General features: G+C 72.6%; 21 protein-coding genes and 1 pseudogene. 7 read left to right on the forward strand and 15 right to left on the reverse strand.

All coding sequences use genetic code 11. The annotated features are described in order from the left end of the window. Nucleotides 1–83 precede the first annotated feature (83 nt). The gene (locus RCO28_RS29675; RefSeq protein WP_308944380.1) at nt 84–1,700 is read right to left on the reverse strand and encodes an ABC transporter permease; all 1,617 of its coding nucleotides are present in this window, start codon (nt 1,698–1,700) and stop codon (nt 84–86) included. Next, entirely contained in the window at nt 1,697–2,647 is a 951-nt protein-coding gene (locus tag RCO28_RS29680) for an ABC transporter ATP-binding protein (RefSeq protein ID WP_308944381.1), read from the reverse strand. The genes RCO28_RS29675 and RCO28_RS29680 overlap by 4 nt, the downstream gene beginning before the upstream one ends. Nucleotides 2,648–2,739: 92 nt before the next feature. Between RCO28_RS29680 and RCO28_RS29685 the strand changes: the two genes are divergently transcribed. Beyond that, entirely contained in the window at nt 2,740–3,237 is a 498-nt protein-coding gene (locus RCO28_RS29685) for a MarR family transcriptional regulator (RefSeq protein WP_308944382.1), read from the forward strand. 24 nt (nt 3,238–3,261) lie between these two features. Here RCO28_RS29685 and RCO28_RS29690 read toward each other — a convergent pair whose 3' ends face one another. Continuing rightward, entirely contained in the window at nt 3,262–4,254 is a 993-nt protein-coding gene (locus tag RCO28_RS29690; protein ID WP_308944383.1) for a diacylglycerol kinase family protein, read from the reverse strand. 186 nt (nt 4,255–4,440) lie between these two features. Between RCO28_RS29690 and RCO28_RS29695 the strand changes: the two genes are divergently transcribed. Together RCO28_RS29695 and RCO28_RS29700 are read left to right on the forward strand one after the other, a co-directional pair. Continuing rightward, nucleotides 4,441–5,724: an adenylosuccinate synthase gene (locus RCO28_RS29695; protein WP_308944384.1), complete on the forward strand. Its 1,284-nt coding sequence runs from the start codon at nt 4,441–4,443 to the stop codon at nt 5,722–5,724. 181 nt (nt 5,725–5,905) lie between these two features. Continuing rightward, a pseudogene (locus tag RCO28_RS29700) lies at nt 5,906–6,091 on the forward strand (Uma2 family endonuclease); the annotation flags it as partial. A 1-nt stretch (nt 6,092) separates the two neighbouring features. Here the strand turns inward: RCO28_RS29700 and RCO28_RS29705 are convergent. The 6 genes from RCO28_RS29705 to RCO28_RS29730 form a co-directional block, all read right to left on the reverse strand. Beyond that, entirely contained in the window at nt 6,093–7,910 is a 1,818-nt protein-coding gene (locus RCO28_RS29705; protein WP_308944385.1) for a serine/threonine-protein kinase, read from the reverse strand. A gap of 115 nt (nt 7,911–8,025) precedes the next feature. Beyond that, the gene (locus RCO28_RS29710; RefSeq protein ID WP_308944386.1) at nt 8,026–8,478 is read right to left on the reverse strand and encodes a hypothetical protein; all 453 of its coding nucleotides are present in this window, start codon (nt 8,476–8,478) and stop codon (nt 8,026–8,028) included. A gap of 23 nt (nt 8,479–8,501) precedes the next feature. Beyond that, nucleotides 8,502–10,043 carry a substrate-binding domain-containing protein gene (locus RCO28_RS29715; RefSeq protein ID WP_308944387.1) on the reverse strand — a complete coding sequence of 514 codons (1,542 nt, stop codon included), beginning with the start codon at nt 10,041–10,043 and terminating at the stop codon, nt 8,502–8,504. Nucleotides 10,044–10,130: 87 nt separating this feature from the next. Next, a complete protein-coding gene (locus RCO28_RS29720) occupies nt 10,131–11,876 on the reverse strand; it encodes a serine/threonine-protein kinase (protein ID WP_308944388.1) in 1,746 nt (581 codons plus the stop codon). 104 nt (nt 11,877–11,980) lie between these two features. Beyond that, entirely contained in the window at nt 11,981–12,430 is a 450-nt protein-coding gene (locus RCO28_RS29725; protein ID WP_308944389.1) for a MarR family transcriptional regulator, read from the reverse strand. After that, the gene (locus RCO28_RS29730; protein WP_308944390.1) at nt 12,427–13,056 is read right to left on the reverse strand and encodes a type 1 glutamine amidotransferase family protein; all 630 of its coding nucleotides are present in this window, start codon (nt 13,054–13,056) and stop codon (nt 12,427–12,429) included. The genes RCO28_RS29725 and RCO28_RS29730 overlap by 4 nt, the downstream gene beginning before the upstream one ends. A 142-nt stretch (nt 13,057–13,198) precedes the next feature. Between RCO28_RS29730 and RCO28_RS29735 the strand changes: the two genes are divergently transcribed. Both RCO28_RS29735 and RCO28_RS29740 read left to right on the forward strand, forming a co-directional pair. Next, nucleotides 13,199–13,870, forward strand: a complete 672-nt coding sequence (locus tag RCO28_RS29735) for a DUF4956 domain-containing protein (RefSeq protein ID WP_308944391.1) — start codon at nt 13,199–13,201, stop codon at nt 13,868–13,870. Next, nucleotides 13,867–14,679, forward strand: coding sequence for a VTC domain-containing protein (locus tag RCO28_RS29740; protein ID WP_308944392.1), 813 nt, complete (start codon nt 13,867–13,869; stop codon nt 14,677–14,679). Before RCO28_RS29735 ends, RCO28_RS29740 begins: the two co-directional genes overlap by 4 nt. 45 nt (nt 14,680–14,724) lie before the next feature. Here RCO28_RS29740 and RCO28_RS29745 read toward each other — a convergent pair whose 3' ends face one another. Both RCO28_RS29745 and RCO28_RS29750 read right to left on the reverse strand, forming a co-directional pair. Then, nucleotides 14,725–16,005, reverse strand: a complete 1,281-nt coding sequence (locus RCO28_RS29745) for a HAMP domain-containing sensor histidine kinase (protein ID WP_308944393.1) — start codon at nt 16,003–16,005, stop codon at nt 14,725–14,727. After that, entirely contained in the window at nt 16,005–16,769 is a 765-nt protein-coding gene (locus tag RCO28_RS29750; RefSeq protein ID WP_308944394.1) for a response regulator transcription factor, read from the reverse strand. Before RCO28_RS29750 ends, RCO28_RS29745 begins: the two co-directional genes overlap by 1 nt. Nucleotides 16,770–16,987: 218 nt before the next feature. Between RCO28_RS29750 and RCO28_RS29755 the strand changes: the two genes are divergently transcribed. Together RCO28_RS29755 and RCO28_RS29760 are read left to right on the forward strand one after the other, a co-directional pair. After that, the gene (locus RCO28_RS29755) at nt 16,988–17,530 is read left to right on the forward strand and encodes a hypothetical protein (RefSeq protein ID WP_308944395.1); all 543 of its coding nucleotides are present in this window, start codon (nt 16,988–16,990) and stop codon (nt 17,528–17,530) included. A gap of 101 nt (nt 17,531–17,631) precedes the next feature. Next, nucleotides 17,632–19,002: an aspartate aminotransferase family protein gene (locus tag RCO28_RS29760; protein ID WP_308944396.1), complete on the forward strand. Its 1,371-nt coding sequence runs from the start codon at nt 17,632–17,634 to the stop codon at nt 19,000–19,002. A 240-nt stretch (nt 19,003–19,242) separates the two neighbouring features. Here RCO28_RS29760 and RCO28_RS29765 read toward each other — a convergent pair whose 3' ends face one another. From RCO28_RS29765 to RCO28_RS29780, 4 genes are all read right to left on the reverse strand, one after another. After that, nucleotides 19,243–19,893 (reverse strand): hypothetical protein, encoded by a 651-nt coding sequence (locus RCO28_RS29765; protein WP_308944397.1) that lies wholly within the window; start codon nt 19,891–19,893, stop codon nt 19,243–19,245. 90 nt (nt 19,894–19,983) lie between these two features. Beyond that, nucleotides 19,984–22,503 (reverse strand): dolichyl-phosphate beta-glucosyltransferase, encoded by a 2,520-nt coding sequence (locus RCO28_RS29770; protein ID WP_374991278.1) that lies wholly within the window; start codon nt 22,501–22,503, stop codon nt 19,984–19,986. A 2-nt stretch (nt 22,504–22,505) separates the two neighbouring features. After that, nucleotides 22,506–23,171, reverse strand: coding sequence for a GntR family transcriptional regulator (locus RCO28_RS29775; protein WP_308944399.1), 666 nt, complete (start codon nt 23,169–23,171; stop codon nt 22,506–22,508). Between the two features lie 71 nt (nt 23,172–23,242). Further along, nucleotides 23,243–23,581, reverse strand: coding sequence for a metalloregulator ArsR/SmtB family transcription factor (locus RCO28_RS29780; protein WP_308944400.1), 339 nt, complete (start codon nt 23,579–23,581; stop codon nt 23,243–23,245). Nucleotides 23,582–23,763: the final 182 nt, after the last annotated feature.

A 23,763-nucleotide genomic window follows, 5' to 3' on the forward strand; every position in this document is an offset into this window, starting at 1 on the left:
CTCGACAGACTGGTGCATGCCTGCGAAGGGGGGACTCCGCCACAGGCCCGGGGCGCCGCACGACCGCCGTAGCGGGGCCGGGCTCAACCTGTCTGGATGTCCCGGCGTCGCAGCCCCGCCAACCCGACCGCCGTGGCCACGGCGGTCAGCGCGAGGAGGACGCCGAAGGGGCCCCACTCCATCGCGTTGCCCGGCAACCGGGGCAGGTGCTCGAACGGCGAGACGTCCATCGCCCGCTCCGGCAGGTCGAACGCCGCTCCCAGCCAGCCGAGCCCGAGGCACAGGCCCGCGTACGCCCAGCCGAGGACGGCCGCCCGCGGCACCAGCCCGTACACCAGCACCGCGACCGCGCCGATCAGCCAGATCGCCGGGACAAGGACCAGGCAGCCGCCGAGGATCGCCCCGGCCCGCTCGCCGTAGCCGAGGGCCAGACCGAGGCCCGCGAGAACCATCAGGAGGGCCGCACCACCGAACGCGATCAGCAGATGTCCCGCCGCCCAGCGCACCCGGCCGACCGCGCCCGCCAGCACCGGCTCACCGCGCTGCGAGGTCTCCTCGCCGTTCAGCCGGAGCACGGACTGCACCACGTACACCGCGGCGATCATGCCGAGCATCGAGATCATCGCGGCGAGGAAGGAGTCGGTGATCCCGGACTGGCCGCCCATCCGGGCCAGCAACTCCTTGGTCTGCTCGTTGTCCCCGACCAGATCGGCGACACCCTCGGTGATCCCGCCGAACATCACACCCGTGACGAGGAATCCGATGCCCCAGCCGAGCAGGCTGCCCCGCTGCAGCCGCCACGCGAGCCCGCCCGCCGTGGAGATCCGCCCCTCGGCAGGCCCCGGCCGGGCCGGCATGAAGCTCATGCCGATGTCCCGCCGCCCGGTCAGTACGTACGCGAGCACGGCCTGCACCGTGACCGCACCGACGAACAGCAGCAGCACCCACCACCGCTCCCCGCCGAAGGCCCGCAGATTCTCCGCCCAGCCCACCGGCGACAGCCACGTCAGCACATGCGAACCGTCGTCCGCGGCCGCGTCGCCCGCCGCCTTCAGGACCCAGGCGAGGCCGAGCCCGGCGGCCGTCAGGCCCTTGGCGAGCCGTGCGGTCTCGGTGAGTTGGGCGCACACCGCGGCCAGCGTCGCGAAGACCATGCCCACGCCGCCGATGCCGAGGCCGAGTGCCACCGCACCGCCGAGAGCCTCCCCGGCCAGACCGAGGACGACGAGCAGCGCGATACCCGTGTTGGCGATCAGCGCGACGAGCAGCGACGCGGTCAGCGGAGCCCGGCGGCCGACCATGGCCGCGGAGAGCATCTCCTGCCGGCCGGTCTCCTCCTCCTCGCGGGTGTGGCGCACGACCACGAGCAGGCTCATCAGCGCCGCGAACGCGGCCATGAACGCGAGATAGCGCCAGCTCACGAGCGCGCCGAGGGAGTCGTCGAAGACCGGCCCGTAGAGGGAGCGGAGAGAGCTGTTGGCGGCCATCGACGTGACGACCCCGGCCCGCTCGGCGGGGGTGTCGTAGATCTGGCCGAGGGTGTTCGTGGCGCTCGCCGTGGTGCCGCCGATGAGCAGCACCCACAGCGGCACCATCACCCGGTCCCGGCGCAGCGCGAGCCGCAACAGGGCTCCGGTGCCCGCGAGTTGACGCGATCCGCGCACCCTCGGCGGGACGGCGACAGGGGTCACGGCGGTCATCGCGCCATCGCCTTCTCGGAGTTCCGTCCGGCGCGGGCACCGGGCACATCGTCCTGGTAGTGCCGCATGAACAGCTCCTCCAGGGTGGGCGGCGTGCTGGTCAGCGACCGCACGCCGGACTCGGTCAGCGCGCGCAGCACCGCGTCCAGCTTGTCCGAGTCGACCTGCAGCTTGACCCGGTGCCCCCGGCCCCCCTCGATCGGACCGCCGTCGAGATCGTGCACGCCGGGCAGGGAGCCCAAGCCGTTCGGGGCGCCCGCGAGTTCGGCGGTGACGCTCGTACGGGTCAGGTGCCGCAGGTCGGCCAGGGAGCCGGTCTCGACGGTGGCGCCCTTGCGGATGATCGAGACGCGGTCGCAGAGCGTCTCGACCTCGCTGAGGATGTGGCTGGACAGCAGGACGGTGCGGCCCCGGTCGCGCTCCTCGGCGACACAGTCCTGGAAGACCTCCTCCATCAGCGGGTCGAGCCCACTGGTCGGCTCGTCCAGGATCAGCAGGTCCACGTCCGAGGCGAAGGCCGCGACCAGGGCGACCTTCTGCCGGTTGCCCTTGGAGTAGGTGCGGCCCTTTTTGCCCGGGTCCAGCTCGAACCGCTCGATCAGGTCGGCCCGCCGCGCCTTGTCGAGGCCGCCGCGCAGCCGCCCGTACAGGTCGATGACCTCGCCGCCGCTGAGGTTGCGCCACAGGGTGACGTCGCCGGGGACGTACGCGATGCGGCGGTGCAGCTCGACCGCGTCGCTCCACGGGTCCTTGCCGAGGAGCTGGGCGGCGCCCGAATCGGCGCGCAGCAGGCCGAGGAGTACGCGGATGGTGGTGGACTTCCCGGCGCCGTTGGGCCCGAGGAAGCCGTGGACCTCACCGGTCTCGACGTCCAGGTCGAGGCCGTCGAGCGCGTGTGTCCGTCCGAAGGACTTGTGCAGTCCGGAGACGGTGATTGCCTTCGTCATGATTTTGAACGTACGGTAGTTTCACAAATTTGTGAAGTTAAGGAAGCGTATAAACTCGGCAGGACGCGATGAGCAGGGGAGATGATCGGGGCATGGGCCAGCCGGCCGGTACGGAACGGGACGAAGAGGCGGTCGCACGCTTCGTGGAGAACTTCGCGGCCGTGTTCGTCGACGCGGGCATCCAGCGCATGCCCGCCCGCGTCTTCGCCGCCTTGCTCTCCTCCGACGCCGGCGCCATGTCGTCGGCGGAACTGGGCGAACAGCTCCAGGTCAGCCCTGCCGCCGTGTCGGGCGCGGTGCGCTACCTCAGCCAGCAGCACATGGTCTCCCGCGAACGCGAACCCGGCACCCGCCGCGAGCGCTACCGCGTCCACAACAACCAGTGGTACGAGGCGCTCGCCAACCGCGACCAGATCATGAAGCGCTGGGAGGAGGCGCTGCGCGAAGGCGTCAACAGCCTCGGCGCCCAGACGCCCGCCGGTCGGCGCATGGCGGAGACGCAGGCGTTCTTCGAGTTCGTGGGCCAGGAACTGCCCCTCCTCCTCGAGCGCTGGCGCGAACGGCGCGAGGAGCTGTACGGGGACCGCTGAAGGGCCGCGGGGACCGCAGCGCCCTCAGGGCAACGTCAGCGCCCACGCCTCCGGCCGCACCGTCCACGTCCTGGCCCTGACCGGCCCGGAGGTCACCGCGTCCGCGCGGTACCGGAAGTCCGGGCCCGAGACCGTCACCGCCCGCGCGTGCGCCCGCACCGGCGACTCCGCGCCCACGGCCCACACCTCGACCCGCGCGAACCCGCCCCGCAGCGGCCGCACCGAGACCCCCACGACCGGCTGGTCCAGGTCGACGAGCGTCACCCCGTCCGCCTCCACCCGCAGCCGCGCGGGCCCCGGCGCCGCACGCACCGAGGGCGAGGGCCGTACGAGCGTCCGCATCAGCGACTGGCACGTACGCAACAACGCCCCCGGACCGGAACCTGATCCGGAACCTGATCCGGAACCCGAGCCGGAACCTGATCCGGAACCCGAGCCCTCCGCTGGCCCCGCACCCGACCCCGCCCCCGACCCATCCCCAGGGCCCCCCGAGCCCCCCGCCCCTCCGGAACCGGACCGGTTCAGGGAGGCGTGTTCCGGAGCCACCGCCGGGATCGCGAGGCGGCCGAGCACCACCCCGTCGCTGTCGTCCACAAGGAGGTCGAGCCGCCGGGGCGAGCCGTCGAGGACCGCGCGGGCCGCGGCCACCGTGCCCGACGGCACCCCGAGCGCGTGCGCGAGCCCCGTCGCCGTACCCACCGGGACCAGGGAGAGCGCCGCGGCCGACAGCTCGCGCTCGCGGTGCAGCGCACCGACCGCACGGAGCAGCGCGCGGTCGTCGCCCACCACCACAGGCCTGCGGGAGCCGCGCCTGGTCAGGGCACGTGCGAACTCCTCCGGGCCGTCCGGCAGACAGACCTTGACCGGGCCGCCGGAAGCGCCCGCGCAGAGCACGTCCTTCGCGATCCGGACCGACTCCCCGTCGACCGCGCGGGCCGTCGGATCGATCACCACCAGGAGCGGATTGGGCGGCTGAAGCGGCTGCGCGCTCTGCCCGGCGGGCTCTGGAGCCGACACCTCGGTCCTTCCTCGGGTAGCATCTTTGTGCAAGAGCCCCTTGCGCTATTGCGCCAGGGGCTTCGTCTATTCCGGGGCACCGGTCCGACGGGTGCGGCCAATGAGGGTCGCCGGTGTGCGCGTACGACAAGCGTTCGTGCACGCCCCTGACCTTGGACATGCCCCGCCCGGAAGGGGTGTACGCCTGTGCCCGCACTTGTGCTGCTCGGTGCTCAGTGGGGTGACGAGGGCAAGGGAAAGGCCACCGACCTGCTCGGTGGCTCCGTTGACTATGTGGTGCGCTATCAGGGCGGCAACAACGCCGGCCACACGGTTGTCGTAGGCGACCAGAAGTACGCGCTCCACTTGCTCCCCTCCGGAATCCTCTCGCCGGGGTGTACGCCCGTCATCGGCAACGGTGTCGTCGTGGACCCGGCTGTGCTGCTCTCCGAGCTGAGCGGCCTCAACGAGCGCGGTGTCGACACCTCGAAGCTCCTGATCAGCGGCAACGCCCACCTGATCACGCCGTACAACGTCACCGTCGACAAGGTGACGGAGCGCTTCCTCGGCAAGCGGAAGATCGGCACGACCGGCCGTGGCATCGGCCCGACCTACGCGGACAAGATCAACCGCGTCGGCATCCGCGTCCAGGACCTCTACGACGAGTCGATCCTGGAGCAGAAGGTCGAGGCGGCCCTCGACACGAAGAACCAGCTCCTCACCAAGGTCTTCAACCGTCGCGCGATCGAGACGGACAAGATCGTCGAGGAGATGCTGACCTTCGCGGACCAGCTGAAGCCGTATGTCGCGGACACCACGCTGCTCCTCAACAACGCCATCGACGAGGGCAAGGTCGTCCTCTTCGAGGGCGGCCAGGGCACGCTGCTCGACGTGGACCACGGCACGTACCCCTTCGTCACGTCCTCCAACCCGACCTCGGGTGGCGCGTGCACGGGTGCGGGCGTCGGCCCCACGAAGATCAGCCGGGTCATCGGCATCCTGAAGGCGTACACGACCCGCGTCGGCGCCGGACCGTTCCCGACCGAGCTGTTCGACCAGGACGGCGAGGACCTGCGCCGCATCGGCGGCGAGCGCGGTGTCACCACCGGCCGTGACCGCCGCTGCGGCTGGTTCGACGCGGTCATCGCCCGCTACGCGACCCGCGTGAACGGCCTGACGGACTTCTTCCTCACGAAGCTCGACGTCCTCACCGGCTGGGAGCAGATCCCGGTCTGCGTGGCGTACGAGATCGACGGCAAGCGCGTCGAGGAACTCCCGTACAGCCAGACCGACTTCCACCACGCGAAGCCGGTGTACGAGTACCTGCCGGGCTGGTCCGAGGACATCACCAAGGCCAAGTCCTTCTCGGACCTGCCGAAGAACGCGCAGGCGTACGTGAAGGCCCTGGAGGAGATGTCCGGGGCGCCGATCTCCGCGATCGGTGTCGGCCCGGGCCGGGACGAGACGATCGAGATCAACTCGTTCCTCTGAGCCGTACTCGGTTCGTACGGTTCGTACGTTCACTCGAAGGGGTGGGCCGCTCTGAAGGGCGCCCACCCCTTCGCCGTGTTCGGCAACGCTTCTGCTCATGACCGAGCAGAGCCGCCACATGCTGGTGGAGGACTTCACCCCCGCGTACGCAACCGGCTTTTCCTCGCGATCACTGTGCAGGGCGGGCATCCCGGTGTACCTGCTCGTGGACCGGGACGCGGGCACTGTCGTCGTGCACTCCAGCCCGGAGTCCGAGCACGGCTACTACCGCCACCGAAGCATCCACCGGTTCGGGGAGAAGATCACCCTCCCTGACCCCGTCGGCGTCCCCCTCGACACCGAGACCCTGAAGGACTACGTCCGCTGACTCACCCCACCCGGGTCAACCGCACCGCGATCGACTCCGGGTAGCGCAGTTCCAGCTCGTTCTCCGACTTCCAGGTGAGCGTCTCCGGGACGCTGTGCGGGCAGCCGATGTTCCGGGGTGTGGACGGGTCCAGCTCAAGAGGGCTCAGGGTGACCGTGTTCTGCGTGGCGTCGACCAGTTCCGCGCTGCCGTTGCAGCGGTAGTCGATCGACCAGCCCTTGTACGTCGCGATCTTCGTGCCCACCGGCCCCTGCTTGATCTTCAGCGTGCCGGACACCTCCGACTTCCAGGTGCCGAGGAACTTGTCCGGGATGGGGCGCGGCGAGAGGCGGGTCTGCTTCAGCTCGGCGGACTTCTCTCCGGTCGTCCAACTCAGCTTGCCCGAGGACAACGTGAGGTTCTTGGCCTGGTTCAGGTCGCACTTGCTGACGGAGTCCCGGTGGCGCACCGACTTCACCGTGCGGAACGAGGACAGCGTGACCGTGTCTTCGTCCTGCCGGTCGACGGCGGCGGTGACCTTGCAGTACGAGTCGGGCGTCAGATACGCCAAGTGGGCCTTGGTTCCGGGCCGGTCGAAGATGACGCGCAGATACTCGTGCTCGTCGGTGACGGAGCTCTCCGCGTGCTGTACCAGTCCCTCCCAGGCCCCGCCGATGCGCGGCGCCGCAGGCTGGGTGCCGTCGGCGTCCTGACTCCGGTCGCCTGTGGGCTGCTTGCCGTCGCCCGGGGGGTCGTCGGAGCGCAGGGTGAGCACGACTCCGGACGCGGCGAGGACGGCCGCGACCGTGCCGAGCGCCACCCACGCCACCCGCGCACGCGACTTGGGGGCCCGCGTCGCGACGGCGGACCCCGCCTGCGTGGGCAGCCGGGTCGGGGTGGGCAGCCGCGTCGGGGGCGGGTCGAGCTGGGTGGGCGGGGCGTCGGCGTCGAGGAGTTCGGCGGCGCGCCGGCCCAGCTGGGCGAGGAGCGAGCCCGGGAGCCAGGCGCTGCCAGGCCCGATCGCCGCGCCCCCGGTGCGCGCCAACAGGTCGTCCACCGTGGGCCGTTGCTCCGGCGCCTTGGCCAGGCAGTCCCGTACGAGGGGGAGGATCCCGGGGGGTACGGCGGTGAGGTCGGGCTCCTCCTCAGCGATCCGGAACATCACGGCGTGCATCCCGCTGTCGGCCGTGCCGAAGGGCATCCGCCCGGTCGCCGCGTACGCGAGGACCGAGCCGAGGCAGAACACGTCCGACGCGGGCGTGAGCCGCTGCCCGCGCACCTGCTCGGGCGACATGAAGCCGGGCGAGCCGATGACGGCACCGGTGTGCGTCCTGATCCCGTCGACCGCCGGGTCGAGGGCGCGGGCGATGCCGAAGTCGATGACGCGCGGACCGTCGACGGTGAGCAGGACGTTGGACGGCTTGAGGTCGCGGTGCACGAGCGCGGCGCCGTGGATGGCCTGCAGCGCGTGCGCGAGGCCGCCGGCCAGGGCGAGGACGGAGGGCTCGGGCAGCGGCCCGTGGTTCCGCGAGACGACGGTGTGCAGATCGGGGCCCGGTACGTAACCGGTCGCCACCCAGGGCGTCTCGGCCTCGGTGTCCGCGTCCAGGACGGGTGCGGTCCACTGCCCGCCCACGCGCCGGGCGGCGGCCACCTCGCGGGTGAACCTCCGGCGGAACTCGGGATGCCCGGCGAACTCGGCGTGCACGACCTTCACGGCGACCGTGCGCCCGCCTTCGGAGCGCGCGAGATACACCCGACCCATGCCGCCCGCACCGAGCCGCGCGAGCAGCCGGTAGGGGCCGATGCGGGGCGGATCTTCGGTTGTCAGCGCGTCCACTCGTTCGACTGTAGTGGACGATCTCCCCGATTCGGCTGGGGATCAGGGGAGTTGGGGCCGATTCTCCGTCTGGGCCGACTCGCGGTATGGGCCGATTCTCGGTCTGGGCCGACTCTCAGTGGGGGCGACCCTCGCCGTTGATGCCGTCGCCCAGGCTGAGCGTGGGGGACGGCGTGACGCTGCGCGTCGGGGTCGGCGTCGGATCCGGCGTCCGCGTCGGGCTCGGGATGTCCGAAGGGGACGGGGACGCCGACGGTGACGCGGACTCCGTGGCGTCGTCCTCCGGCGGCGGCCCGAAGTCGTACGTCGGGCTCTCGTCGATCGGCGGGCTCCACGGCGTCTCCTTCGGGGGTTCGAAGGGGCCGGAGTCGGTCTCCATCAGCATCACCATGACCCCGGCGAACACCAGGCTGGCGAGGGCGAGGAAGAGCCCGACGGGGTTGTTGAGGTTGTAGACGTACCGGCTCGTGCCCCAGGGGCTCTTCTTGAACACCGGCTCGTGGTCGTCGTCCCCCTGCGGACCGTCCCCTCGCGGACCGTCCCCTCGCGTCCTGTCCCCCTGCGTCATCCCCGCAGCCTAAGGACTCCGGGTCACGGATCGATCGCCGGGCCGTCACCGCATGCCCGCAGGCCCTCCGGCGAGGCGCACGGGACATGGCCGTGGGTGCGGATCACGTCCTGGCCGCTGCCGCGCAGGGTGTAGTTGAGGAAGCTGGAGACGAGGGAGTCAGCGGGCGGCTGCCCGTACGTGTAGGCGTGCTCGATCTCCCGGAACGGGTACGGGGAGTCCGCGAGGCCCTCGATCGTCGGCGCCGCCCCGTCCAGGCTGAGCCGGTGCAGCCCCTTCGGTACGGAGGTGGAGCGCAGCTCGGAGTACCCGATGGCGCCAGGGATGTCCGCGACGTAGTCGAGGACCTCTTCCGTGCCGTCGACCTCGCAGCGCACGACCGAGACCTTCGGGTTGTCCTTGGTGCGGCAGTCGGCGGACGACCAGGCCACCTCGAAGCCGCGCAGGATGCGGCGCTGGAACACCGCGCGCGTACCGGAGTTGGCGTTGCGGCTGACCAGGACGACCGGCAGGGCGGGCAGCTTCGGGTCGAGGTCGCGCCAGGTGCGGGCCTCGCCGCGGTAGAGGCGGCGCAGGTCGGTGAGGGAGAGGTTCTTCAGCGGCACGCGGTCGTTGAGGACCATCGCGAACGACGAGACGGCGACCCGGTTCTCCCGCAGCTGCGGATGGCCGCTGGGCTTCGGCCCGTCGGAGAACGCGACCAGGGCGGGCGACGCGTCCGCCTTCGCGCCCGCCTCGGCGAGTTCGTTGATACCGGGTGCGCTGCCGTGCGCGTCGACGGTGATGTCCGAACCGGGGCAGTCCTTCTCGTACTTGTCGGCCAGTTCCTCGGCGACCCGCTTGAATGCGGTGGACCCGACGACCGTCAACTCGCCCTGGGCGCAGCCCATCGGCGGCCGGTTGCCGCCGACGACGATCAGCGTGGAGAGCGCGATCACAGAGAGCGTGAGCAGCCCGGCGAGCAGCTTCGCGGGGCGGCTGAGCAGGGGCGGGGTGTCGTCGGGCGTCGTACTGCGGTTGGGGCGGACCTTGCCGTCCCGGATGCCGCCGGTGATCGTGATGCCGTCGCCGACATGGCCGCCGGTGAGCAGCACGAGCAGCTTGAAGTGCTCGCCGGGGTTGAGCGGTACGCGCGGGATGCGCAGCGTGGACTCGTGGTGCACCATGCCGAGCGCGGGCGCGAAGTGCTCCATGAGGTGCCCGGACTCGCCGGGCTGGGTGACCGCTATGCCGCGGATGGCGCGATCGCTGAACTCGGCGGTGAGGCCGTGCAGTTCGCGTCCGGTGTAGTCGTCCCCGGCGATGCTCTGCGAGCCGTCGTTCTCGACCCGGAGCAGTACGAGGGTGGCGTCCGTCATCTGGCCCTCGTTGAACACGCCGAAGCGCACGTTCGCGCGGCCCGCGCCCTCGTCGCTGCCGATCGGGGTGTCCATCTGCACGCGGTAGCCGATCCGCTTGCGGCGCGGCACCCGGCGTTCGATCCAGAGGGTGACGAGCGTCGCGACGACACCGAGCAGGGCGGTGCCGACGGCGATCACGTTCTCGGTGCTGAGCCAGTCATCCACGAGGGCACGCTACGAGCGCGATGGGCGCCCCGGGCGATCAACTCCCTTGCTGTCGCCTGCTGTTCACCGCCCGGTCGTACGGGAGGTTCACCGCCCGGTCGTACGGGAGTACGTCTCGCTGCGTCCGTCCTCGTCGAGTCGGCGGACGACGAGGGTGCGCTCGTCCGGCATCGTGAGCTCGCGGGCCGGGCCCGGACTGCAGTTGTCCCCCTCGTCGGACGTGAGCGTGGCCGGGCCGAGCGTCACGGTGGTGGGGTCGGCGGAGCGGAGGCGCGCCGTCCAGCTGCAGTCCTGGTTCGGGCCCTCGCTGGACAGGCGCATGACCCGCTCGCCGCGCGCTCCCCGGGTGAGGGTCAGCGTGCGGGTGACGGGGCCGCCGGACGCCTGGGCCTCGTCCCGCCAGGTGCCGAGGAACGCCTGCGGGATCGTGCTGGACGCGGTCGGCGCGGGGCTCCCGTGCTGTTCCGTACGGCCGGGCTCCTCGCCGTTCATCACCCCGTACACCGAACCGCCCGCACCGACCGCGACGGCCACGGCGACCGTGACGAGGAACGCCGTGGTCCGGCCACTGCGCTGCGCCGACGGTTCGGGCTCGGCGCCGGAGTCGGGGCCGGAGGCGGTGTCGGAGGCGGTGTCGGCATCGGGCGACGGGTGCCCGAAACCGAAGGGCTGGGGCGGGCCGGACAAGGCCTGGGCGTGCGGCTCGCCGAAGGGCTGGGTGTCCGCGCCTGCGCCGGTGTCTGCGCCTGTAGTGGAGTCGGGGCCGGGGCCGGGTATCGGGGGGTGCGGGGCAGAGGGCGTGCCCGTTCCCTCGTCCCGGGCGCCGACCTCGTCCCGGGCGCCGACCTCGTCCCGGATGCCGACCTCGTCGTCGGCGGGCGACCGAGGTTCCGGTACGCGTACCTCCAGCGCGGCCGGATCCTCCACGTCGAGCAACCGCACCGCGTGCCGCCCGAGTTGGGCGATCAGCGTGCCGGGGAGCCAGGGTTCGCGGGCGCGCCCGTCGGCCACCGTGTCGTGCGCCCCGGTGCGCAGCAGCAGCGCGTCCAGGGAGGGGCGGTCCTCGGGGGTCTTCGCGAGGCAGGACCGCACCAGCTCCCGCAGCGGCTTCGGCAGCGCCCGCAGGTCCGGCTCCTCCTGGGCGATCCGGAACATCAGCGCGTGCACCCCGCTGCTCTCCGCGCCGAAGGGCAGCCTGCCGGTGGCGGCGTACGCGAGCACGGAGCCGAGGCAGAACACGTCGCAGGCCGGGGTGATCCGGTCGCCGCGGACCTGCTCGGGCGCCATGAACCCGGGCGAGCCGACGAGCGCGCCCGCACGCGTGAGCCCGCCGTCGGTCACCGTCTCCAGGGCGCGGGCGATGCCGAAGTCGATGACGCGCGGCCCGTCGATGGTGAGCAGGACGTTGGACGGCTTGAGGTCGCGGTGCACCACACCGGCGGCGTGGATGTCCCGCAGCGCGTGCGCGAGCCCGGCGGCGAGGATGCGCACGGAGCGCTCGGGCAGCGGCCCGTGCTCGTGGGCCACCACGCTGTGCAGCGAGGGCCCGGCGACGTACCCGGTGGCGAGCCAGGGCCGGGCCGCCTCGGTGTCGGCGTCCAGGAGGGGCGCGGTCCACGCCCCGCCGACCTGCCGTGCGGTCTCGACCTCCTGGCGGAAGCGGCCGCGGAACTCCTCCTGCTCGGCCAGCTCCGCGCGCACCAGCTTCACGGCGACGATGCGCCCGGAGGCCGACCTGGCGAGGAACACCTGCCCCATCCCGCCCGAGCCGAGGCGCCCGATGAGCCGGTACGCGCCGATCGTCCGCGGATCCGAAGCGGCAAGCTCGTCCATGGCCCCGTGCCCTCCCCGTACCGGCTTCCCCGGCTCGCAGCAGCCCGACAGTCCGAGGATAGGTTCCGGTCCGGCGACCGGCCCCGGCGTTTGCCGGACACCTCCTAGCGTTCAGGAACCGTTTCCAGCCCGTGCATCGCCTGGGACAGTCGCTCCAACACCCGTACGGTTTCGGCGAGTTCGTCCTGCCCGAGGGCCTCGGCGAGCTGTGCGGCGAGGCGGGCGTGGCCGGGGCGGATGCGGTCGACGCCGGCCCGGCCCTGCTCGGTGGGTGTGACGAGCTTGGCCCTGCGGTGGGCCGGGTTGGGCTCGTACCGCGCGAGGCCGTCCGCGACGAGCCGGTCGGCGACGCGCTGCACGCTCTGCCGGGTGATGCCCATCCGGCGGGCGATCGCGGCGACCGGAAGCGGCTCCTCCAGGACGGCTCCGAGCACCTGCCACCAGGCGGCGGTGAGCCCGGCGGGCCGCGCCAACTGCTCGGACACGGCGAGGAACTGGCCGTTGAGCCGGAACACGCCGAGGGCCGTCCGGCTGAGCGCCTCGGTCTCCTTCACTGCTCCTCTCCCGACCCTTCCGCCGCCGCGAGCACCTCGTACGCGGCCGCGTCGGAGTGCCGGAACAGCCGGTACCAGGCGTCGAGTCGCTCGCCCTCGTACACCCCGAGGCGGCCGAGGATCTCGCGCGCGAAGCCTTCCGGGTCGGTGCTGTTGGCGGTGATCAGATCGCCGTCGGTGACGGCGGTGTCGTCGACGTAGTGCTCGGCGCCCTTGTAGCCGGTGGCCTGGAGGTAGAACGAGACGTTGCTGGTGTGCGGCCGGTCGTCGAGCAGCCCCTCGCGGGCAAGGCCGGCGGTGGCGCCGCAGATCGCGGCGACGGGCACCCCGGCGTCGAGGAACGCGCGGGCCTTCCGGGCGAACGGCGCGAGCTGCTCGCCGCCCTCGTCCCACAGGTCGCCGCCGGTGAGGATGAGCAGCGCGCTGTCCTCCGGGCGTACGTCGGCGAGCGTGAGGTCGGGCGTGATGCGCAGGCCGCCGATGGTGGTGACCGGGTCGAGGCTCGCCCCGACGTACCGGATCTCGTAGCCGCCGCGGGCCAGCCAGGCCGTGGCGTGACCGGACTCCCAGTCGGCGTACGTGTCGTAGACGGCGACGTGCACGGGCTTGCGGGCGGTGCTGGTCATGGCTGCTCCCGGATACTCGGATCCTGTGAACCTGACAGCAGTCTGTCAAATCGACAGCATGTTGTCAATGACGTTCGGGCGGGGAGAGGGCTTAACCGCTCTGGGAGGCGGGCTTAAACCCCCCACCCCTACCTTCCGGGCCATGGAGAACCTGCAGAGCCTGCCGAGCCTCGCCGCCCACCTCGGCCTCGACCTCACCGCCGTGACCGTGCTGACCTTCGGCGTCTTCTATCCACGCCACCGCCGACGCGAGCTGGTGCCCGCGTATCTCGCCCTGAACGTCGCCCTGTTCGCCGTCGTCGCGGCCCTCGCGCGCGGTGGCACGGGCGGTGGGCTCGCCCTCGGCTTCGGGCTCTTCGGGGTGCTCTCGATCATCAGGCTGCGCTCCGACACGGTCCAGCACCAGGAGGTCGCCTACTACTTCACGACCCTCGTCCTCGGCCTCCTCTGCGGCCTCCCCGGCCTGGACCTCGGTACCGCCGCCGCGCTCTCCGCCGTACTCCTGCTCGTGATGTACGCGGCCGACCACCCCCGCCTCTACCGCCGCGACCGGCGCGCCCTCGTCACCCTCGATGCCGTGCACCGCGAACCGGACACACTCCGCGCGGATCTGGCCGACCGCCTCGGCGAACCGCTCGGCTGGACCGTCCGTGAGGTCGACTACGTACGCGACCTCATGGTCGTGGAAGTCCGCTTCCGAGAGCCGGAAGTCCGGGAACCTTCGGGCGGCGCCGTACGTACGTCCCGTACGCCCCGCCCCGCACCCCGGACCCGCACGATCGCCCCACGTCCCCCGCAAGAGGAGACCGTGTGAACCCCGCCCTGCGTGCCGTCGGCCGCGCCGCGCTCGCCGCTCATCCGATCCCGCTCGCCGAGGTCCTGGCCCGTGCCGAGCTGCTCGCCCGGTTCGACCACAGCTATCTGGTGCCGGTCGAGGTGTTCGAGGAGTTCGCCGCGCTGCTGACCGATCCGCGGCGGCCGAGCGGCCCGTTCCGGGCCCTGTCGATCGGCGGCAAGCGCTGGTTCTCGTACCACTCCGTGTACTACGACACCCCCGCCCTGCGGACCTTCCACGACCACCGGCAGGGGCGGAGGCTTCGGTTCCGGGTGCGCGAGCGGCTCTACCGGGACACCGGGGAGCGGCAGTTCGAGGTCAAGCTCAAGGGGCCGCGCGGCGAGACCGTCAAGCACCGCGAGCGGCTGACCGGCACCGACCACGCCCTCGACGCCGACCGCCACGCCTTCCTCGGCGGAGTGCTGCGGTCCGCGTACGGGATCGAGGCGCCGGACGGCCTGGAGCCCGCGCTCGTCACCGACTACCGCCGGGCCACGTTCGTCGCGGACGGCCAGCGGGTGACCTGCGACGCGGGGCTCGTCGTGCGGGAGGCGGCGGGGGAGGGGCGCAGTGCGCGGGCCGACGGGGGCCTGGTCCTGGTCGAGACGAAGACCCGCGGCCACCTGACCGAGGCGGACCGCCTCCTGCACCGCTTCGGCCTGCGCGCCTCGGAGTTCACGAAGTACACCTGCGGATTTGCCGCGCTGCGGCCGGAGTTGGGGGTGAATCGGTGGGTGCGACCGGTGCGGGAGGTGTTCCCCGCACCCCCCAGCCCGTCCGGCGTTTGAGGACGAGCGCCTCAGCGCGATACGGGGTCTGGGGCGGAGCCCCAGTTACGGGAAGGGGCGGGACTGGGGAAAGAACAGCGTCACCCGGGCCCCACCCGTACCGTCCACCACACACCGACCCCCCACCTCCTCCGCCGTACGCCGCGCGATGTCCAGACCGAGGCCCGTGGACCCACCACCGCTCGCCCCGCGTTCCGCTGCCGTATCCCCGAACCCCGGCCCGGCGTCGGCCACTTCGAGCCGCACACACCCACCCGGCCCGGGGCCGACCGTGACCCGAAAATCCGTCCCCTGCGGCGTGTGATCAAGGACATTCCCGATCAGCGCGTCCAACGCCGCCGCGAGATCGTCCTCCGCCACCGGCACCCACAGCTCCGCGTCCCCCGACGCGAGGGTCAGCTCCCGCTCCTGGTCCTCCGCCAACGGCAGCCAGAACGCGGTCCGTTCGCGGGTGACCCGGGCCAGGTCGGCGCGCTCGGGCCGGGTGCGCAGCGGCTTGCGGGCGCGCCGGATCACTTCGTCGACCTGCTGTTCCAGGGACGCCACGCCCGCCGCGATCCGCTCGCCCTCCGCCTCGTCGCGCAGCCCCTCCGCGTCCAGGCGGAGCGCGGCCATCGGGGTGCGCAGTCGGTGCGCGAGGTCGGCGGCGTTCTCCCGCTCGGCGGCGATCAGCTCGTCGATACGGGCCGCGAGATGATTCAACTCCTCACCCACAAGCCGGAGTTCGGGCGGCCCGGAGGGCGTGGCGCGGGCCGTCAGGTCGCCGTCGGAGAGCCGCTCCGCCACCCCGGCGAGGCGGCGCGCGGAGCCGACCAGGCGGGCCCCGAGCCGGTCGGCGATCAGCAGGCCGACGAGGACGAGGCCGAGCCCGATCCCGGCGAGGATCAGCCAGGAGGCCAACATGCCCTCGTACAACTGCCCCGGGGTCAGCGCCACCTGAACCACCGCCGTGCCCTCGCGCGGCCCCTGTACCGGGACCAGGACGAGGCGGCCGCCGTCCGGTGCCGCGTACGTGAAGGCGCGGCCGCGCCGGGCCAGGCGTACCGCGTCGCTCACGCGGGCGGGCGCGCCGAGCACCCGGCCGTCGGCGAGGATCACCGAAGTGGCGGGGCCCGAGGGCGAGTTGGCTCCGTCGACGAACGACTCGGCGGCGCCGGTGCCGAGGACGGCGCCCACGCCGGAGGCCACGTACTGCGCCCGCGCGGTCGCCTCGGCGGTCGCGCGCTCGGCGGCGTGCGTACGGGTGAGGAGCGCGAGCGGCACGAGCAGCGCGGCCAGGACGAGAGCGGTGGTCGCGGCGGTGAGAACGAGCAGCCAGCGCCGCATCAGCCGCCCGCTCCTTCCGTTCCTTCCGCTCCGTCCGCTCCGTCCGTTCCTTCCGCTCCGTCCCTTCCATCCGCTCCGTCCGTTCCATCCGGTGGTGCGAGTTTGACCCCCACCGTGCGGACCGTGTGCAGATAGCGCGGCCGCTGTGCCGTCTCGCCCAACTTCCGCCGCAGCCAGGACAGATGGACGTCGACCGTCTTGTCGGCCCCGCCCAGCGGCTGCTGCCACACCTCGGCGAGCAGCTCGCGCCGCGAGACCACCTGACCGGCCCGGCGCGCGAGGTGGGCGAGCAGGTCGAACTCGCGGGGCGTGAGGTCCAGGGCCCGCCCGTCCAGGACCACTTCGCGCCCGGCGAGGTCCACGCGAAGCCCGCCGACCCGCAGCGGCTCCGCCTCCTCGGGCCCGCCCAGGCGCCGCAGCACCGCCTTGATCCGGGCGTCCAGCTGGGCAGCGCCGAAGGGCTTCACGATGTAGTCGTCGGCGCCCGCGTCGAGCAGTGCCACCATGTCGGGCTCCTCGTCGCGGGCCGTGGCCACGATCACCGGTACGTCGCTGACCGCCCGCAGCATCCGCAGCACCTGCGCCCCGTCGACGTCCGGCAGGCCCAGGTCGAGGACGACGAGGTCGGGCCGGTCCGTGACGGCCGCGTCGAGCCCGCTCATCCCGGTGGGCGCGGTCGCCACGGCATGCCCCCTGTCGCGCAGGGCACGCACCAGGGCGCCGCGCAGCTGCGGATCGTCCTCGATGACCAGGAGATGGGGCATGCGGTCACGGTAGGACGGCAGTTCGGGCCGCGGGCAAGGGGGTACGAGGGGCTGCGCCCCCGCCGCGGCGGTTCCTTGGGCGGGCTTTAACCGGGCGTTAGGGAACGGTGGGGGAGGCTGGTCCCGTACGACTTCTCGTGGACAGGGCGGACAGGGGCGTACAGGGGCGGACAGGGGCGGACAGGGGTGGACGACGGGTGAAGGGGCGGAGTGCCGCGGTGACCGCGGCCTGGGCGGCGGTCGCGGCCGTGGCGGGCGCGCTCGGCGCCTGGACCCTCGCGGGGTTCGACGGGGCGGCGGGCGACCGGGGCCGGCCCCTGGACGACGCCGCGGTCCGCCGCGCCCTCGCCGCCCGCCCGTCGGCACCCGCGACACCCGGGACACCCGTGACGTCCGCGCTGCCCGCTTCCCCGGACCCGTCGGCCAGCCGGGAACCGGCCTCCCCCGAGCCCACCGGCAGGGCCACGCCCCCGCCCCGCCGCTCCACCCTCCGCTTCACCGGCGGCACCGCCACCGCCGAGTGCCGCCCGGACGGCACGGTCTACCTGACCTCGTGGAGCCCGGCCGACGGCTACCACGTCGAGGAGTACGCCCGCGGCCCCGCCCGCTCCGCCCGCCTGGAACTGGAGCCGAGCGCGGAGGACGCGTCGGACACGTCGGACGCGTCGGACGCCGAGGACACTGACGACGTCGAGTACGAGATCTCCTGCGGGCCCACCGGAAAGGCGACGGCGGCCCCGGCCCCGGAGGACGACGACTGAAGGGTCGCTCCGCAGGGCTCGACAGACTGTCGGGCCCACCCCCTGCGCACCGAACACGACGCCGATGGTCCGTCCGCATCCCGGACATTTACTCTCGGCGCATGACCCCTCATGTCACCCCTCAGGCCGATCCCGCGAAGGGCGCCGCCGTCAAGGCCGCCGACCGCGCGCACGTGTTCCACTCCTGGTCGGCGCAGGAGCTGATCGACCCGCTCGCCGTCGCCGGCGCGGAGGGTGCGTACTTCTGGGACTACGAAGGCAACCGCTACCTCGACTTCACCAGCGGCCTCGTCTACACCAACATCGGCTACCAGCACCCCAAGGTCGTCGCCGCGGTGCAGGAGCAGGCCGGGCGGATGACGACGTTCGCGCCCGCCTTCGCCGTCGATGTGCGCTCCGAGGCCGCACGCCTCATCGCCCAGCGCACGCCCGGCGACCTCGACAAGATCTTCTTCACCAACGGTGGCGCCGAGGCGGTCGAGAACGCCGTCCGCATGGCCCGGCTGCACACCGGCCGCCCGAAGATCATGAGCGCCTACCGCTCGTACCACGGCGCCACCTCCGCCGCGATCAACCTGACCGGCGACCCGCGCCGCTGGGCCTCCGACAACGGCACGGCGGGCGTCGTGCACTTCTGGGCGCCGTTCCTGTACCGCTCGCCGTTCTACGCCGAGACCGAGGCGGAGGAGTGCGCGCGGGCGCTCCAGCACCTTGAGGACACGATCGCCTTCGAGAACCCGAACTCGATCGCCGCGATCGTCCTGGAGACCGTCCCCGGCACGGCGGGCATCATGACCCCGCCGCCCGGCTACCTCGCGGGCGTCCGCGAGATCTGCGACCGGTACGGCATCGTCTTCGTCCTCGACGAGGTCATGGCGGGCTTCGGCCGTACGGGCGCCTGGTTCGCCGCGGACCACTACGACGTGGTGCCCGACCTGCTGACCTTCGCCAAGGGCGTCAACTCGGGGTATGTCCCGCTCGGCGGCGTCGCGATCTCGTCGGCCATCGCGGAGACCTTCGCGAAGAAGCCGTACCCGGGCGGTCTCACGTACTCCGGTCACCCGCTGGCCTGCGCGGCGGCGGTCGCGACTCTGGAGGTCATGGAGGAGGAGCGGATCGTCGAGCACGCGGCCCGCATCGGCGAGGACGTCCTCGGCCCCGGCCTGCGCGAGCTGGCCGAGCGGCACTCGTCGGTGGGCGAGGTCCGCGGCCTCGGCGTCTTCTGGGCCCTCGACCTGGTACGCAACCGGGAGACCCGCGAGCCGCTGGTCCCGTACAACGCGACGGGCGAGGCGAACGCCCCGATGGCGGCGTTCGCGGCGGCCTGCAAGAAGAGCGGTCTGTGGCCCTTCGTCAACATGAACCGCACGCACGCGGTACCGGCGTGCAACGTCACGGAGTCCGAGGCCAAGGAGGGCTTGGCGATCCTGGACGAGGCGCTGTCCGTCGCCGACGAGCACGTGGAGGGCTGAGCGGTCCGGGGGCCGGAGCCCCCGGACCCCGCGCTCTGTCGTTCGGCTGCGGCGCCGTCGTGGCTGGTCGCGCCCCGCGGCGGAGCCGCAGATGTCACAGCCCCGCGCCCCTGAAAAACCCACCCCTTCGGTGCTCAAAATTGAGCCCCTCCGGCGATTGAGGAGCGGGGGTCTGGGGGCTGGCCCCCAGAAGCTGTCCGCAGGACTTTCGGGAAGGGGCGGGGCGGGGAGAAGAACCGGTCAGCTGAAGACGATCATCGACCCTTGCCCAAGGCTCCGCGTAGCCGCCGCGTGCAACCCGAGCCACACATGCCGCTCCCGAGCAAACGGATCATCCCCGTAAGCAACCGCCGCCGCAGGCTCCTCCAGCTCCGTCGGGGCCGAGGGCGGCGCCGGAGCGGGCGGCGGGTTGGCCGGGTCGAGCCCGATCGACGAAGCCACGAACTCCAGCTCACGCAGCAACGCCTGCACCGACCCCAACGGCCCACCCCCCGCGAGGAGTTCCTCGTCGGCGAGCGGCGCCGCGAAGTCCACCGGTACGTACGCCCCCGCGTGGTCGTAGTGCCACACCAGGTGCGACTCCTTGGCCGTGGCCTCGAACATCTCCAGGAGCTGTTCGTAGTCCCCGCCCAGCTCGTCGACCGGCGTGACCTCAAGGCCGCACAGCTTCAGCAGATACGCCCGCCGCAGGAAGTGCAGCGCGTCGTAGTCGAAACCGGCGACCGGCGCCACGTCCCCGGAGAGCCCCGGCATGTACGCGAAGACCGGCACCGGCGGCAGCCCGGCCTCGCCGAGGGCCTTGTCGTAGAGGGCGAGTTCCTCCGCGAACGGGTTGTCGGGGCTGTGGCACAGCACATCGACGAGGGGGACGAGCCACAGGTCACAGGCCAAGGGACAACTCCTCGGGTCGGCGGTCGCGGTCGGCGTTCGTGCCGGAAGGGTAGTGCTCACCCCCGTACGGCACTCACCCCCGTACGGCACTCACCCCCGTACGGCACTCACCCGTACGGCGGGGTTCTCTGCGTTCTGCCCATCCAGGTCCCACACCCACACCCCGTCCACCAACTCCCCGTCCTTCCCCAGGAGTTGTCGCACCGTGGCCCGCAGCGCCTCCGCACCCGGCTGCGGGGCGAGCACGAGGGCGCCCGCGTTCCAGTACGCCAGGTCCTGCGCGGCCTGCCGGCGCCACGCCTCGCCGAGCCGCGGCGCGCGGCCCGAGTAGCGGACGTCGCGCAGCAGGTTCGCGGTGTGCCGGGGCGCCGCGCCGTAGATGCCGATGCGCTCCTCGCCCCAGGGCCCGTTGAAGTAGCCGCCGGGCAGCTTGAAGCCGAGGCCCGCGGCGGTCTGCCAGTGCAGGCCCTCGGCGTTCCCGGGGTCCGGCAGCGGCACGGGGACGAGGGTCTCGCCGCGCGCGGTGTCGACGTACCGCTTCCAGGTGCCGTCGGTGATGAACGGCGGTACGGCGACCCGCTCGACCGTGGTCAGCGGCATCGGCACGATCGGCACGAGCGCGGCGGCGACCGCGGCGAGGCCTAGGGCCCGTCTCCCCGCGAAGATCGGGGAGACGGGCCCTAGCGCGCGCCGCGACGGGCGGGCGGCGGCCAGGCGGTCCACGGCGAGCGCGACGAGCATGCCGAGCGCGGGCGCGCACACCATCGCGACCCTCGACTCGATGACCGACTCGAAGAGCGGCGCGTGCGCCAGCGGCCGCCACGGACCGGGCAGTACGACATCCGTCGACGGAATCCGGAACTCCGGCCCGAGCGACAGGAACGCCGCCGCGAGCGCCGTGAAGGCGAGCGCCCGCACGGCCGCCCGGTGCCACAGTCCGAGGGTGATCGCCAGGGCCAGGGCGACCAGCGGCCAGCCGTAGAAGGCGTTCTGCTCGGTGATGTTGAGGGCGAGCGGCTCGGCGGCCTCGCGGCTCCCGGCGAGCGAGCGCTCGGCGAAGGAGAGCAGCGCCAGCGGACTGTTGCCCGCGCCCTCGCCGTGCAGCACCGAGTGGTAGCTCTGCGGCCCGAAGAACTGCCAGTACAGCGGGTACGCGACGATCGGCAGCGCCACCCCCGCGCCGATCGCGAGCCCCTTGCCGAGCGGCCGCCACACCGCCCGCGCCACGTCCCGCCGCACCACCGCGTAGGCCACGGCGAACAGCAGCATCCCGATCACGGCGAGCAGCAGCGGCTCCTCGCCGAGGAAGATCTGGTACGCGGCGAACAGCCCGAGCACGACCCCGTCCCGTACGACCCGCGCACCCGGCGCACACAGCCTGAGCGCCCGGTCGACGATCAGCGGGATCATGAACAGGACGACGAAGTTGGGGTGCGCGTTGGCGTGGCTGACCATCGGCGGCGCGAACGCGGCGAGCAGCCCCCCGACGACCGCCGCGCCCCGCCCGGTGCCGAGCCACTTCCGGATCAGCCAGTACCAGGCGAGCCCGGTCGCGGCGAGACCGAGCGTCAGCGCGAGCGCGAGCGAGAGGGCGGGCCCGAAGGCGGCGGTGACCGGCGCGAGGGGTACGGACAGGCCGAGCATCACGGTGTTGGCCATCAGGTTCACGCCGTCGGGGAACCCCTGGAGATCGGTGAAGAGCGGGTTCCGCAGATGGGGACCGTAACCGACACTGTCGGCCGTGACGGCGAAGAACCACTCCCACTGGTTCTGGTCCTGCAGCGAGTCCGGCAGATAGCGGCTCGACGGGTCGGGCCAGCGGCCCTGGTGCAGCAGGAACGAGGCGAGGAGGAAGACACTCAGGACGGCGATCCGCGCGGGCGGGAGAGCCCGCGCCTTCATCACCGCCAGCTCGCCGAGGACCCGCGGATAGTCGAGGGGGCGGACCTTCGAGCCCTCCTGGTGCGCCCAGCGCACCGGCACTTCCGCGATCGCCAGACCCCGCCCGCGCAGGTACTGCAGCACCTCGACGTCGATGGCCCAGCCGTCGGTGCGGGCGGCGGCGAACGCGGCGCGGGCGTGCGCGCCGTCGAACAGCTTGAAGCCGCACTGGGTGTCGCGGATGCCGGGCACCGCGACCGCGCGTATCAGGAAGTTCCCGCCCCGGCCGAGCAGTTCACGCCGCCGGCTCTGGTGCGTCTCGATGGTCGAGCCGGGCCGGGCCCGGGAGCCGACGGCGGCCGCACAGCCCCCGCCGAGCTCCTTCTCCAGGTGCTCCAACTCCTCGACGGGCGTGGCCAGATCGGCGTCCGTGACCAGCACCCGCCGCCCGCGCGTATGCGCCACGCCCTGGCGCAGCGCGTACCCCTTGCCGCGGTTGCGGTCGTACGCGACGACCTGGATGCGGGCGTCGGCGGCGGCCGCCTCCTCGGCGATGGCGCGCGTGCGGTCGCCGGACCCGTCGTCCACGACGACGATCTCCCAGCTCTCCCACGGCCCCTCCGCGAGATACCGCCGCACGGCGTCAAGGCTGGGACCGAGGCGCAGCTCCTCGTTGTACGCGGGCACGACGACGGACAGCTCGGTCGTCGCTGACGTCACGGGGGCCACGGTCACTGCGCGAGGTTCTCGACCAGCGCGAGGGAGTGCTCGTTGTACGCGGCCACGAGGGCGTAGGCGGCCCCCGCGTCCCGCCGCGCCACCGCCTCGACCAGTTCGATGTGGCCCCGCCACAGCTTGCCGCGCAGATCGGGGGCGCGGCGCAGAAGCGGCACGGCGAACACCCAGGACTGCACGCGCAGCCGGTGCAGGAAGTCGCTGAGGTACGGATTGCCGAAGAGCCCGCCGAGCTCGCGCCAGAACCGCAGGTCGTAGCCGATCAGCACGTTCAGGTCCCCGGCGGTGGCGGCGCGCTGCGCCTCCTCGGCGCGGCGGCGCACGGAGACGAGGTCGACGCGGATCCCCTCGGTGCCGCGCTCGGCCATGCCCCGGAAGATCGCCTCGGCGACGATGCTGCGGGCCTCGACCATGCCGCGGTAGTCCCCGAGCGTGAACTCGTGCACCTTGAACCCGCGGTGCTGCACGGAGTCGAGCAGCCCCTGCGCGGACAGGTCGACGAGCGCCTCGCGCACGGGGGTGGCGGAGACGCCGTACTGGTCGGCGATCTCCTTGACGCTGAACTCCTGGCCGGGCCCGAGCCGCCCGGCCAGGACCTCGTCGCGCAGGGCGTCGGCGATCTGCTGGCGCAGAGTGCTGCGGGTGACCGCGGTGCTGCGCATGGTCGTGGCTGTCCCTCTCGAAGGCTCCGGCTGCCTGCCGTCATCGGAGCTGGTCACGATACGCGCCCGGCCTAGGGGCCCACCGGGCCGCGTCGACCGGGCCCGGGGGCCTCCTCGACGGCCTCGGCGACCAGGACCGCGTGCTCGAGCAGGGCCCGTACGTGCTCACCGGCGGCCCGGTAGTACACGTGGGTGCCGGCCCGGCGGGAGGTGACGAGTCCGGCGGTACGCAGCCGCGCCAGGTGCTGGGAGACGGCGGCGACCTGGGCCCCGGCCACCTCGGCCAACTGCCCCACGGGCCGCTCGCCCCGCGTGAGTTCCCACAGCACCGTGAACCGGGTCGGATCGGCCACGGCCTTGAGCACGGCCACCGCGGTGTCCCGCCGAGCGGAGGTTTGTTGCACATCCACGCAAGCAGCCTACGTGCGTGCCTCCGGCGGATAAATCAGCCCCTCGAATCAGCCCCTCCGGCGTTTGAGATGGGGGTCCCCCCTGCTCGAGCGAAGCCGAGAGCTTGGGGGAGGGGGTCCGGGGGCTGGCCCCCGTGCCGACGGCAGCCACGCGGCGCCAGCCGCATATCGGACACAGCCGG

The sequence above is a fragment of the Streptomyces sp. LHD-70 genome, from assembly GCF_031157275.1.
Lineage (GTDB): Bacteria > Actinomycetota > Actinomycetes > Streptomycetales > Streptomycetaceae > Streptomyces.